Genomic DNA, 13,106 nt, shown 5'->3' with positions numbered 1-13,106 from the left:
TACATTCCGAACCCGGAAGCTAAGCCTCACAGCGCCGATGGTACTGCAGGGGGGACCCTGTGGGAGAGTAGGACACCGCCGAACTATATTTGAGGAAAACCCCCGCACCTCTTGGTGCGGGGGTTTTCTGCGTTCAAGGCCTTTTTCCCTCTGAAAGGAACCGGACGGATATCTGTCTCAAAGGCGTCCAGCCGCCTTCAGCGCCAGATACGCGTCCGCCAGAGCGGGAGCCAGTTCCTCCGGAGTCGCGTCCACCACTGTCGCTCCATTACGGCGGAGCTGCTCGGCGGTGCGCTGCCGTTCCTGCTGGGCCTGGGATGCCGCCGCGGCCGCGTACACCGCGTCGACGCCGCCTCTGTCCTCAGCCATACGCGCGATGTGAGGGTCGGCCACGGAGGCCACAAGCACCGTATGGCGTCGGGTGAGCTGGGGGAGTACTGGTAGCAGGCCGTCCTCGACCGGGGCCGCGTCGAGCGAGGTGAGGAGGACGATCAGGGAGCGGCGCGGTGCTGTGCGCAGAGCGGCTGCCGTGAGGCCGCGTGCGTCGGTCTCGATGAGTTCCGGCTCCAGCTTGGCCAGGGCCCTGACAAGGGACGGCAGGAGTTGTGCGGCGGCCTTTCCCTGGACCAGGGCGCGCACCTGCCGGTCGTAGGCGAGCAGGTCGACGCGGTCGCCGGCGCGGGAAGCGAGTACCGCCAGGAGGAGTGCCGCGTCCATGGTGGCGTCCAGGCGGGGCACGTCGTCCACGCGGCCGGCCGAGGTGCGGCCCGTGTCGAGGACCAGGAGGATGCGCCGGTCGCGTTCCGGGCGCCAGGTGCGTACGGCGACCGCGGACTGCCTGGCGGTGGCTCGCCAGTCGATGGAACGGGTGTCGTCGCCGGGCACGTACTCCCGCAGGCTGTCGAACTCGGTGCCCTCCCCTCGCGTCAGGACACTGGTACGGCCGTCCAATTCACGCAAACGTGCGAGTTTGGACGGAAGATGCTTTCGGCTGGCGAAAGGGGGCAAAACACTTAGTGTCCAGGGTACGCGGTGGGTGCCCTGACGGGAGAACAGGCCGAGGGGGCCGTAGGAGCGGATCGTGACCCGGTCGGCCTGATGGTCGCCGCGGCGGGTGGGCGTCAACCGAGTTGTCGTACGGCGGCGTTCACCGGGTGGGATGTCCAGGCGGTGCCGGGAGCCGCCGACCTCGGTGCCCGGTTCCCAGCTGCTGGGTGGCCAGGCGTCCCGCAGCCGTGCTCGCAGCGGGCGGCGGGAGGTGTTGGTGATGGTCAGGGTGATGTCGGCGGGTTCGCCGAGACGAGTGGAGGTGTCGCCGGAGCGAGTGAGAACCAGGTGCCGTACGGGCGCGGCCAGCGCGAAGTCACAGGCGCAGGCCAGGGCCAGGGAGCCGTTGACGGCGAGGATGCCCGTCCAGCCGGGCTCCAACAGACCGACGGGGAGGGAGCCGAGAGCCGCGACGAGGGCGGTGCGTCCGGTGAGCGGCATCAGCGGGGTACCGGGACCTGGGCCAGGATGGAGTTGATCACCGAGTCGGTGGTCACGCCCTCCATCTCCGCTTCCGGGCGCAGCTGGACCCGGTGTCGCAGGGTGGGCAAGGCCAGGGCTTTCACGTCGTCAGGAGTGGTGTAGTCACGGCCGGTCAGCCAGGCCCAGGCGCGGGCGGTGCTCAGCAGGGCGGTGGCACCTCGGGGGGAGACGCCGAGAGTGAGGGAGGGGGACTGACGGGTGGCACGGCAGATGTCCACGACGTAGGCCGCGATCTCGGGGGAGACGGTCGTCCTGGCCACGGCGGTACGGGCGGCCTCCAGGTCGGCCGGGCCGGCGACGGGGCGTACGCCTGCGCCGCGCAGGTCGCGGGGGTCGAAGCCCGAGGCGTGGCGGGTGAGGATGTCGATCTCGTCCTCGCGGGTCGGCAGCGGGACCGTCAACTTAAGTAGAAAGCGGTCCAGTTGGGCCTCGGGGAGGGGATAGGTGCCCTCGTACTCGACTGGATTCTGGGTGGCCGCGACCAGGAACGGTTCGGGAAGGGGGCGCGGGGTGCCGTCTACCGTGACCTGTCGCTCCTCCATGGCTTCGAGGAGGGAGGACTGGGTCTTCGGCGGGGTGCGGTTGATCTCGTCCGCGAGAAGGAGGTTGGTGAAGACGGGGCCGGGCTGGAAGGAGAACTCAGCGCTGCGGGTGTCGTAGACGAGGGAGCCGGTGACATCGCTCGGCATCAGGTCGGGTGTGAACTGGACGCGCTTGGTGTCGAGTTCGAGTGCTGATGCCAGGGTGCGGACCAGGAGGGTCTTGGCGACTCCCGGGACACCTTCGAGGAGGACGTGTCCTCGGCACAGGAGAGCGACGACGAGGCCGGTCACGGCGGGGTCCTGGCCGACCACGGCTTTGGCGATCTCGGTGCGCAGGGTCTCCAGGGAGGCACGGGCTGCGGCCGCGTCCTCGGTGTTCCCGGCGCTGTCAGTGGTCGGGTCCATCATGAACGGCGTACCTCTCTTTCAAGGGCGTCGAGTCGGTCGGTGAGTGCGATGAGGGCCGCGTCGTCGCGGGGCGGCGCTCCGAAGAGGAGGGGGTGCAGGGCCTGTTCGCCGCTGTCGGGGAGACGGGCGGACAGGGCGGGGAGCAGGGCTTCCGGGGCGTCTGCCTGGGAGGCGGGGATGCCGACGAGCGGCGCCAGGCGGGTGCGGGTGGCGGAGCGCAGTGCGCTGGAGGCGCTGTCGCGGGCATCGGCCTTGCGGTAGAGGCGGGCGCGGCCTTCGGTCGTCTCGGAGGCGCGGATGACGACGGGCAGTCTCTCCGGCACGAGCGGGCCGAACCGGCGGCCGCGCCAGCAGGCGGCGGCGAGCGCCGCGGCGAACAGTTGCAGGGTGCCCCAGAGCCAGCCCGAGGGGAGCAGGTCGAAGAGGCTCTTACGGCCTTCGGTGGAGGTCGCGGAGGAGTCGGCGAGCGAGGGGAGGTACCAGACCAGATGAGGCCGGGAGCCGAGGAGTTGCAGGGCGAGCGAGGCGTTGCCCCGCTTGTCGAGTCGGTTGTTGAGGAGGATGTCGGGCGCGCCCAGGACGACGGTGTCCCCGCCGCCCGAGGCCGCCGGGACGCGGAGCAGGGTGGCGCGCCGCTCGCTGGGGTAGCAGGACTCCGCGTCACGGACGATGGTGCTGTAGCGGATTCCACCGGTGTCGGCGCTGCCCGCCCGCCGGGCCTCGGGGAGCGAGCAGTCGGGGTCGAGGGTGGTGTCGGTGGTGGTGACGGCGCTCGCGCTGACCCCGGGGGCGAGGTGTCCGACGGACCAGCGGCTCGGGGCGACGAGCACGGTGCGGCCGCCGGAGGACGCCGTGGCCGTGGCGAGCCGGCTCTGCTGGCGGTGGGTCAGCAGGTCCGGTACGGCGACCAGGAGGGTGGTGTCCGGGCCGGTGACCGCTCGCGCCCCGTCGAGTGTGGTGACCACGCGGGTGGTGACCCCGCGGTCGGCGAGGAGTTCGGCGACGGCGCGGCTGCCGCTGGGATCGGCGGAACGCGGGTCCAGGTCGCCGTGCCTGGTCTGGGAGCGGACGACGGCGATGGCGACGGCACCGATCAGCAGCACGACGACGGCGAGGGCGATGCCCCGCGTGCTGGTCCACAGCTGACGGGCGGTGAGCGCGGACGAGGTGCTCATCCGGTCTCCCCGTCACGGGCGGTGCTGTTCACCAGGGTCGGGCGGCTGCGTCCGAGGTCGCTGTCGAGTTGGGCGATGCGTTGGTACACCTGCCGGTCGGCGGTGTGGCCGCCGTATGTGATGTCGTCGAAGTGGCGGGCGGCGGCGCGCAGTCCGTCCGCGTGTCCGGGGAGGGTGCGGCCCGCTTCGGCGGCGGCTTCGTCGGCGGTGCGGCCGGGGCGGACGTCGAGCAGTGCCCGCTCCTCCAGCGCGCGGACGATGGCCCGCATGCGTTCCTGGACCGCCTGGTTCCAGTGGCCCTGGGCGGCGTGCGCCTCGGAGGCGGCTCGGTGTCCGGCGGCGGTGCGGGGGCGCTCGTCGAACAATGGGGCGGTGGAGGAGGGGCTGCGGCGCGGGGTGCCCAACCGCCACCACAGGGCGGCCAGTACGGCGATGACGCACAGTGCCACGACGAGGAGGCCGAGCGTGCCGCCCGGTGTTGTCGAGGCGGCCTTGGCGAGGAGCCTGCCGAGCCACTCCCAGAAGGCGTTCAGGGCGCGCTGGAGCAGGCTGGGGTCGTTCTCGTGGTACATCCGCTTGGCCAGTTCGCGGCGTGCCGCCTCCCGCGCGGGATCACGCGGGACGGTCACCGGCGGCTCGTCGCCGGAGCTGCCCAGGGCGACGGCCGTGAGGCGGGCGGCGCCGGGCAGGGCCGACGCCGCCATGAGAACTCCCCCCGTCATGCTCACCGCATCAGTTCCCCGGGGCCGTGCCGGGCGCGGTGCCGGGGGCGTAACCCTGGACGCCGGCGGCGCGGGCCAGCTCGAGGTCGAGGGCCTCGCGGCGGATGCGCTGGTCGATGTAGAGGAGCACGGTGACCCCGGCCTTGACCGGCAGGGTGAGCGTGCCGCCGATCACCGAGCCGATGCCGGTGATGAGCAGGAACGACCAGCTGGTCGGCTGGCCGCCGGCGCCGATCAGGGAGGTCATGCTCTCGCCGTTCACGGCGAAGGCGATGACGGTGAAGGGGATCACCGTCATCCAGGAGACCATGTTGGCGATGAGCCCGGCGAGGAACTGCACGCCGACGACGCGCCACCAGGAACCCTGGACCAGCTTGGCCGAGCGGCCCAACGACTTCGACACGCCCTGCCGCTCGAGCATCAGCGCGGGCGAGGCGAGAGAGAAGCGGACCGTCAGCCAGACCACCACGACGACGGCGGCCAGAAGGCCCAGGACGATCAGGGCGACGGCAGGTGCGTCGAAGCCCGCGACGGCCCCAAGGACGAGACCCGGCAGCAGGCCGGCGGCCAGGACGAGACCGGTGATGAGGGCCAGCAGCATGAGGAGGCCGAGTAGTTTGAGGAGCTGGCCACGGGATTCGCGCCATGCCTCGCCGACGCTCACCGGTTTGCCGAGGACGGCGCGGCTGGTCACGGTCGTCAGCAGCGCGGTTGCCACGATGGTGCCGGCCAGGGAGATTAGGCCGACGAGCAGCGCACCGGCGCCGACCGAGCCGAGGGAGCGCAGCGCCTCGCCCGGGGACACAGCGGGATCGCTGAGCTTGCTGGTGGTGTCCTTGAGGATGACGCCTTGAAGGAGGAGCGCGCACAGCTCGATGACGACCGACACCGTCAGCGAGATGCCGAGGACCGTGCGCCAGTAGGCCCGCATGGTGGAGATGGCGCCGTCGAGTATCTCGCCGATGCCGAGCGGGCGCAGCGGGATCACGCCGGGCTTGGCGGCGGGCGGGGGTCCGCCCCAGCCGTTGCCCCAGCCCGCGGGGCCGCCGGGAGGGCCCCAGCCCGCGCCTGGTGGCGGAGGCGGAGGTGTCTGACCCGGGGCGGGCGGCCCGGTGGGTGCCGACCACTGTCCGGGGGGCGGCTGGCCCTCGGCCCACTTCGCGTCGGGGCTCTGCGGAGCGTCGCCCTGCTGTGCGGCCGGTTCGGCGGGAGTGGGCGGGTCGGCGGGTGTGGGCTCGGCGGCGCCGGCCGCGCCGGTCTTCCGTTCCCCGGACGACGGGTCGGGTCCGGGCGAGGCCCAGCCCGGCGAGTCACTCATCGAAGCTCCTTCACGGTGCCCGTCCGCGATGGCGGCGGCGGGTCGAGCAGCCATCGTGCCATGGCCAGGTCACGGAGTGACCTGGTGTGGCGGGGGCCGCACTCCATCAATTCTCCGCCGGATACGGGGCAGACTCACCGCATGGCTGATCAGCAGGCGCGACCTGGCGAGGACAAGCGGCCGACCGGGATACCGGTGATCCGATGGGAGGAACCACCCGAGGGACCCGTACTCATCCTTCTCGACCAGAGGAGGCTTCCGTCCGAGGAAGTCGAGCTGGTGTGCACGGACGCGTCGGTGCTGGTGGAGGCGATCCGCTCGCTCGCCGTGCGCGGGGCGCCGGTGCTCGGCGTGGCGGGCGCGTACGGCGTCGCCCTGGCCGCGGCGCGCGGCTTCGACGTGGACGAGGCCGCCGAGGCGCTGGAGAGCGCCCGGCCGACCGCGGTGAACCTGTCGGTCGGCGTGCGCCGGGCTCTTACCGCGTACCGGGAGGCGCTGGGCGCGACGGGCGACCCCACCGCGGCGGCGACGGCCACGTTGGCGGCGGCGCGGGCCGCGCACCAGGAGGACGCTGAGGCCAGCGCGCGGATGGCCGCGCACGGTCTGGCGCTGCTGGACGAGCTGATGCCGGGCGGCGGCCACCGGGTCCTGACCCATTGCAACACCGGTTCGCTGGTGTCGGGCGGGGAGGGGACCGCGTTCGCGGTGGCGCTCGCCGCGCACCGGGTGGGGCGGCTGCGGCGGCTCTGGGTGGACGAGACGCGCCCGCTGTTGCAGGGGGCGCGGCTGACGGCGTACGAGGCGGCGCGCAGCGGGATGGCGTACACGCTGCTCACTGACAGCGCGGCCGGTTCGCTGTTCGCGGCCGGGGAGGTGGACGCGGTGCTGATCGGCGCGGACCGGATCGCGGCCGACGGCTCGGTGGCGAACAAGGTGGGCAGCTATCCGCTGGCGGTGCTGGCGCGTTACCACCATGTGCCGTTCATCGTCGTGGCTCCGCTGACCACCGTGGACCTGGAGACACCGGTCGGCGCGTCGATCGAGGTCGAGCAGCGTCCGGGCTTCGAGGTGACCGAGATCGTCACGCCCCATGCGTCGGCGGTGGGCGGAGGCGGCGGGGTTGCGCTGGCTCCGCTGGGCACGCAGGCGTACAACCCGGCGTTCGACGTGACACCGCCCGAACTGGTGACGGCGGTCGTCACCGAGGAGGGCACCGTGTCGCCGGTGACCCCGCAGGCGCTGGCCGCCCTGTGTGCGGGGGTACGGGCCGCACCGGCCTTCTGACACCCGCACCGGCTGACGGGGCCGACCCGCCGATCGGCCCCGTCAGCCGTCCCACTCGAGGGCGACTGCTCGACCGGGGGCAGACAGTGACCGCTCGGTACGACTATCGTCACAGGCCAGTGAGGTGTCTCACCTGCGGCTCTGTCGTTGTTATAAGAATGGGATGATGTCGTTTATGAAGGGACGAGTCCTTGTCGTCGACGACGACACCGCACTGGCCGAGATGCTCGGCATCGTGCTGCGTGGTGAAGGTTTTGAGCCGTCTTTCGTAGCCGACGGGGACAAGGCGCTGGCCGCTTTCCGGGAGTCCAAGCCCGATCTGGTGCTGCTGGACCTGATGCTGCCCGGCCGGGACGGTATCGAGGTGTGCCGCCTGATCAGGGCGGAGTCCGGGGTGCCGATCGTGATGCTCACCGCCAAGAGCGACACCGTGGATGTCGTGGTGGGCCTGGAGTCGGGCGCGGACGACTACATCGTGAAGCCGTTCAAGCCGAAGGAGCTGGTGGCCCGTATCCGGGCGCGGCTGCGGCGGTCTGAGGAGCCGGCGCCGGAGCAGCTCACCATCGGTGATCTGGTGATCGACGTGGCCGGGCACTCCGTGAAGCGGAACGGGCAGTCGATCGCGCTGACTCCGCTGGAGTTCGACCTGCTCGTCGCGCTCGCGCGCAAGCCGTGGCAGGTGTTCACCCGCGAGGTGCTGCTGGAGCAGGTCTGGGGCTACCGGCACGCCGCCGACACCCGGCTGGTCAATGTGCATGTGCAGCGGCTGCGTTCCAAGGTCGAGAAGGACCCGGAGCGGCCGGAGATCGTGGTGACCGTCCGAGGTGTCGGCTACAAGGCCGGACCGAGCTGACGTGTCCGGGGACAGCGCCGTTTCGGCCCCCGGCCGGCCCGGCGCCGGTCCGGGACGCGCGTCCGGCCTCGGTACGGGCAAGCCGCGCTCGGGCCGCCTCTTCACCGCCGCCCTGCTGAGCGGCGGTGTCCAGGGCAGTCCGGTCGTCCGGTTGCTCATCCGCTGGGTGCGCCGTCCGCTGCTGCCCGTCATGCGGCTGTGGCGGCGCAACATCCAGCTCAGGGTCGTCGCCACCACCCTGCTGATGTCGCTCGGCGTCGTGCTGCTGCTCGGCTTCGTCGTCATCGGCCAGGTGCGCAACGGCCTGCTGGACGCCAAGGTGAAGGCGTCGCAGAGCCAGGCCACCGGCGGTTTCGCGGTGGCCCGGCAGAGCGCCGACGAGACCGCGGCCGCCACCCACGGCACGACGGGCGGCACTTCCGCCGACGGTCAGCGGTCCCAGAACGTCATCCAGTGGATGAGCGACCTTGTGGAGTCGCTCTCCAGCGGCGGTTCGGGCGCCTTCGACGTGGTCACGCTGCCCGTCGGCGACGACAGCGGCGGCGGCCGCAGCCCGCGCGGTTCCGGGTACGTCAGCCCGGCCGACAGCGTGCCGGCGAGCCTGCGTGACCGGGTCAACAGCAGTACCAGCACCGCCGCCGCGCAGAGCTACACCCGCATCGTCTACAGCAACGGCAAGGAGTCCCAGCCCGCGCTGGTCATCGGCAAGCAGGTCAACGACCCCAACGGGCACCCGTACGAGCTGTACTACCTCTTCCCGCTCATGCAGGAGGAGAAGTCGCTCAGCCTGGTCAAGGGCACCCTGGCGACCGCCGGACTCTTCGTCGTCGTACTCCTCGGGGCCATCGCCTGGCTGGTGGTGCGGCAGGTCGTCACGCCGGTGCGGATGGCGGCCGGGATCGCCGAACGGCTGTCCGCCGGGCGGCTCCAGGAGCGGATGAAGGTCACCGGCGAGGACGACATCGCGCGCCTGGGCGAAGCCTTCAACAAGATGGCGCAGAACCTCCAGCTGAAGATCCAGCAGCTGGAGGACCTGTCGCGGATGCAGCGGCGGTTCGTCTCCGACGTCTCGCACGAGCTGCGCACCCCGCTGACCACCGTACGGATGGCAGCGGACGTCATCCATGACGCCCGCGAGGACTTCGACCCGATGACCGCGCGGTCCGCGGAACTCCTCGCGGACCAGCTGGACCGGTTCGAGTCGCTGCTCGCCGACCTGCTGGAGATCAGCCGGTTCGACGCGGGCGCGGCCGCGCTGGAGGCCGAGCCGATCGACCTGAGGGAGGTCGTGCGCCGGGTCGTCGGCGGGGCCGAGCCGCTGGCGGAGCGCAAGGGCAGCCGTATCCGGGTGGTCGGCGATCTGCAGCCCGTCGTCGCGGAGGCGGACGCCCGGCGGGTGGAGCGGGTGCTGCGCAACCTCGTCGTCAACGCCGTCGAGCACGGCGACGGCAAGGATGTCGTGGTCAAGCTCGCCAGCGCGGGCGGTGCCGTCGCCGTCGCCGTGCGGGACTACGGTGTCGGGCTCAAGCCCGGCGAGGCCACCCGCGTCTTCAGCCGCTTCTGGCGGGCCGACCCGGCACGCGCGCGTACCACCGGCGGCACCGGACTGGGGCTGTCGATCGCGCTGGAGGACGCCCGGCTGCACGGCGGCTGGCTCCAGGCGTGGGGCGAGCCTGGCGGAGGGTCGCAGTTCCGGCTGACCCTGCCGCGTACCGCCGACGAGCCGCTGCGGGGCTCGCCGATACCGCTGGAGCCCAAGGATTCGCGTCGCAACCGGGGCCCGGACGACGGTGGGGCACCGCGCGGGGGAGCGGAGAAGCTGGCGACGGTGCCGGTGCAGCCGAACGGGGGCAACGCGTCCGCGCTGCCGCCGCGTCAGCATGCCACCGCGCCGGCGGCCGACCCGACGGCGCTGCCCGGCAACGGGAACGGCGCCCGGGTCGTGCCCAGGCCCGCGAACGGCGGCTGGCGGCCCGACGACAGGACCGGCACCCAGGTGCCAGACCCGCGAACGGCGGGTCGCCCGGAACCGGCCCGGCAGGACTCGACCGAAGCAGGGGAGGCGTTCCGTGGTCGCTGACCGCGAGGGGGGCGCCCGGCGCACGTCGGGGCGCGCGGTGACATACGCGGTCTGCGGGGCCGTACTGCTGGGCGGCTGCGCCTCGATGCCCGACAGCGGGGACCTGCGCAATGTGGAGTCCACGCCGCGCCAGGACACGGGGGTACGGGTCTTCGCCGTGCCGCCCGCCCAGGACGCTTCGGCCAGCGAGATCATGCAGGGCTTCCTGGAGGCGCTGACCAGCGACGATCCGCACTACGACACGGCGCGCAAGTACCTCACCGCCCAGGCGGCGCGCGGCTGGCGGCCGGAGGACTCGGCCACCGTGCTCGCCGACGGGCCCGGCATCATGGCAGAGACCCCGCCGTCCGGCCGGGAACCGACCACGGGACGCACCTACGTCCTGGCAGGCACCCGAGTGGCCACGGTGGACGCGCAGCAGGCGTACGCCCCGGCGCACGGCGACTTCCAGGCCAAGGTGCATCTGACGCAGGACCCCAAGAGCGGGCAGTGGCGGATCGACGCGCCGCCCGAGGGCGTCGTGATGGGTAAGTCGGATTTTCAGCGCAACTACACGTCCGTCGACAAGTACTACTTCGCCACCCACACCAAAGCCGGTGCGACGGGCGACCCCGTGGCGGTCGCCGACCCGGTGTTCGTGCGCAGCAAGGTCGACCCGATGACCCAGTTGGTGCGGTCGCTGCTGAGCGGGCCCACCAACTGGCTCGGACCGGTGGTCAGGTCCAGCTTCCCGACCGGGACGGCACTGCGGAACGGCACGACCGGACTGGCCCCCGACGACGAGAACAGGCTCACCGTGCCGCTCAACGCCAAGGCGGCCCGGGTGGGCCCGGCCCGGTGCACGGAGATGGCGACCCAGCTGCTGTTCACGCTGCGGAACCTGGCGCCGACGCTGGAGTCGGTCGACCTGCGCGGGCCCGGCGGGAACCAGCTGTGCGACCTGACCGAGAGCCGCGCGGACTCGGTCGCCTGGCACGCCTCGGCCCAGAGCCCGGACTACCTCTACTTCCTGGACGGCAAGCACCGTCTGATCCGGCTGCCCGCGGCGGGCGCGGGCACCGGCGGCACCCCGGTGCCGGGCGTGTTCGGCGACGGCACCAAGGAGTTCGGGTCGGTCGCGGTCTCGCGCGAGGAGGACACGGCGGCCGGGGTGAGCGCGGACGGCAGGTCCCTGTACGTCGCTCCGCTGTCCGCCGCAGCGCCGCTGGAGCCGCCCGTGCTGACCAGCCAGGGCCCCACCGAGGGCAACCGGCTGAGCCGGCCGGGCTGGGACGCCCGGGGCGATCTGTGGGTGGCCGACCTGAACCCGGCCCGGCCCCGGCTGTACGTCGTCCCGCAGGGCACCGGCAAGCCGGTGGCGGTGACGCTGCCGGAGCTGCCGGGCCCGATCCGGGACGTGCGGGTGGCCGCGGACGGGGCCCGGGTCGCGCTGGTCGTCGAGGCCAAGGGCGGCAAACAGTCCCTGCTCATCGGCCGGATCGAGGGCGGGGACAGCGTCAGTGCGGACGACGACGGGAGTGACGGGGCCGGCGGCGTCGAAGGGAGCGGGGACGATTCGGCCGAGGCTCCCGCCGTCGTCGCCCCGCGTCCGGTCGTGCCCGACATGGAGCTGGTCACGGCGATGTCCTGGGCCGGTGACAGCCGCCTCGTCGTGGTCGGCCGTGAGCAGGGCGGTGTGGGCCAGATGCGCTATGTGCAGGTGGACGGCTCGGTGCTGGAGGGCCCGGCGCCGGCCGCGCTCTCCCGGGTCAAGGCGATAGCCTCCGCCGAGGACGACCGGGTGCCGCTGGTGGCCTACTCGGAGGACGGGATCGTCCGGCTGCCGTCCGGCGCGCAGTGGCAGAAGGTGGACAAGGACGGGACGGCGCCGGTCTATCCGGGGTAGGTCGCGAGCCGCTGAGCTGCCGTTTTCCGGTGTCGTGCCCTCGTTCGGGTGAGGGGTGCCGGGGATCTGCCGGGGTTGTCCACAGGGGTGTCGCCGACAGTTGTCCACAGGGGTGGCCGGGGCGCTCGGGGCTGGGCACAGTGGGGGACATGCGGGGATTGTGGCGGGACCTCACCGACCTTGCGCTGCCGACCGAGTGCGGCGGTTGCGGGTCACCACCGGCTGTGCTTTGCGCACGGTGCCGGTCGTTGCTGGAGCGCGCGGAGCCGCGCCGGGTGCGGCCGGTGCCCGAGCCGCCGGGTCTTCCGGTGGTGCACGCCGCAGCTCCGTACGCGCTGGAGGTGCGGGCACTCCTCCTCGCGCACAAGGAGCGGGGCGCGCTGGCGCTCACCGGGGCCCTGGGCGCGGCTCTGGCGGGAGCCGTGCGCGCCGGCCACGGACCTCTCAGACCCCTCGGACCCCTCGGACCTCTCGTGCCGGAACCCGGCCTGGTCATGGCGGAGCCGGACACGCCGGACACCGGGCCGGTGATCCTCGTGCCCGTGCCCTCCGCCCGCTGGGCCGTGCGGCGGCGCGGACACGACCCGGTGCGCCGGATGGCGCTGGTGGCGGCCGGGCGGCTGCGGCGCACCGGCACCCCGGCGCGGGTGGCCGCCGTGCTGCGGCAGCGGCGGCCGGTGGTCGACCAGGCGGGGCTCGACGCGCGGCGGCGCCGGGAGAACCTCGCGGGCGCGCTGGAGGTGCGCGCGGGCGGCGCCCGCTTGCTCGCGGGTGGCCGGATCGTGCTTGTCGACGACCTGATCACCACCGGCGCGAGCCTGGCCGAGGCGGCGCGCGCCGTACGCGTCACGGCCGGAACCCGCCACGAGGAAAGAACGGCTGTGTATCGCGCCGCAACTCGGGAAGGTAGGGAAGAACGACGGATCGGGACGAGATCGCGGAGAGGAAAGCCGGTGCATGGGGCACCGGAAAAGGAGCCGGTGAACATCGCCGGAGAAGCCGTCCGGGCGGCGGTGATCGCCGCGCCCCGTGAGTCCTTCGAATAAACGGGGAACCGGCCAAGAACTTGCGTCGTTGCAGGTAGCGAGGGGAGTAATTCACCTGAACGGAGGTACGCCTCAGTAGAGGGTGACGCCATCCGTCCGGGCGAGATATGTTCGGTTGTGAGGAAAGGCCCAGGCCACATCTCTCATATCCGATTGCCGTGCCGTGGGTTTTGCACAATCACCCGCGCGTGACGGGATGGAGATCTCGCCCCTGGGGGAGGAGGAGGTGGAAGTCACCGAGTCAGAGGTTCCGGGACTCACCG

At 72.3% G+C, this 13,106-nt stretch carries 10 protein-coding genes and 1 rRNA gene; 6 read left to right on the top strand and 5 right to left on the bottom strand.

Annotated elements, in window-relative coordinates:
* Positions 1–84, top strand: a 5S ribosomal RNA gene (gene rrf, locus ACFWN1_RS14365); the annotation flags it as partial.
* A 93-nt stretch (positions 85–177) separates the two neighbouring features.
* On the opposite strand, the gene ACFWN1_RS14360 is transcribed toward rrf, so the two are convergent.
* From ACFWN1_RS14360 to ACFWN1_RS14340, 5 genes are read right to left on the bottom strand one after another with little or no spacing between them, the layout of a single operon-like run.
* Entirely contained in the window at positions 178–1,488 is a 1,311-nt protein-coding gene (locus tag ACFWN1_RS14360) for a DUF58 domain-containing protein (RefSeq protein ID WP_384361216.1), read from the bottom strand.
* A complete protein-coding gene (locus tag ACFWN1_RS14355; protein ID WP_384361225.1) occupies positions 1,488–2,477 on the bottom strand; it encodes an AAA family ATPase in 990 nt (329 codons plus the stop codon). The genes ACFWN1_RS14360 and ACFWN1_RS14355 overlap by 1 nt, the downstream gene beginning before the upstream one ends.
* On the bottom strand, positions 2,477–3,655 hold the full coding sequence (locus tag ACFWN1_RS14350) for a DUF4350 domain-containing protein (protein ID WP_384361213.1): 1,179 nt from the start codon (positions 3,653–3,655) through the stop codon (positions 2,477–2,479). The genes ACFWN1_RS14355 and ACFWN1_RS14350 overlap by 1 nt, the downstream gene beginning before the upstream one ends.
* Positions 3,652–4,359: a DUF4129 domain-containing protein gene (locus ACFWN1_RS14345; RefSeq protein ID WP_384361210.1), complete on the bottom strand. Its 708-nt coding sequence runs from the start codon at positions 4,357–4,359 to the stop codon at positions 3,652–3,654. The genes ACFWN1_RS14350 and ACFWN1_RS14345 overlap by 4 nt, the downstream gene beginning before the upstream one ends.
* A 28-nt stretch (positions 4,360–4,387) precedes the next feature.
* Positions 4,388–5,695 carry a hypothetical protein gene (locus tag ACFWN1_RS14340; RefSeq protein WP_384361207.1) on the bottom strand — a complete coding sequence of 436 codons (1,308 nt, stop codon included), beginning with the start codon at positions 5,693–5,695 and terminating at the stop codon, positions 4,388–4,390.
* A gap of 141 nt (positions 5,696–5,836) precedes the next feature.
* On the opposite strand from ACFWN1_RS14340, the gene mtnA reads away from it, so the two are divergent.
* From mtnA to ACFWN1_RS14315, 5 genes are all read left to right on the top strand, one after another.
* Positions 5,837–6,979, top strand: a complete 1,143-nt coding sequence (mtnA, locus tag ACFWN1_RS14335; protein ID WP_384361205.1) for an S-methyl-5-thioribose-1-phosphate isomerase — start codon at positions 5,837–5,839, stop codon at positions 6,977–6,979.
* A gap of 163 nt (positions 6,980–7,142) precedes the next feature.
* Entirely contained in the window at positions 7,143–7,832 is a 690-nt protein-coding gene (gene mtrA, locus ACFWN1_RS14330; RefSeq protein ID WP_190045392.1) for a two-component system response regulator MtrA, read from the top strand.
* 1 nt (position 7,833) lies between these two features.
* Complete coding sequence (gene mtrB, locus ACFWN1_RS14325; RefSeq protein ID WP_384361201.1) at positions 7,834–9,912, top strand: MtrAB system histidine kinase MtrB; 2,079 nt, start codon at positions 7,834–7,836, stop codon at positions 9,910–9,912.
* Positions 9,902–11,797 (top strand): LpqB family beta-propeller domain-containing protein, encoded by a 1,896-nt coding sequence (locus ACFWN1_RS14320; RefSeq protein WP_384361198.1) that lies wholly within the window; start codon positions 9,902–9,904, stop codon positions 11,795–11,797. Before mtrB ends, ACFWN1_RS14320 begins: the two co-directional genes overlap by 11 nt.
* 149 nt (positions 11,798–11,946) lie before the next feature.
* Positions 11,947–12,843 carry a ComF family protein gene (locus ACFWN1_RS14315; RefSeq protein ID WP_384361196.1) on the top strand — a complete coding sequence of 299 codons (897 nt, stop codon included), beginning with the start codon at positions 11,947–11,949 and terminating at the stop codon, positions 12,841–12,843.
* The last annotated feature ends 263 nt before the right edge of the window (positions 12,844–13,106 follow it).

Source organism: Streptomyces sp. NPDC058459 (genome assembly GCF_042721685.1).
Taxonomy (GTDB): Bacteria; Actinomycetota; Actinomycetes; order Streptomycetales; family Streptomycetaceae; genus Streptomyces.
This window is presented reverse-complemented; position numbering and strand designations above follow the sequence as displayed.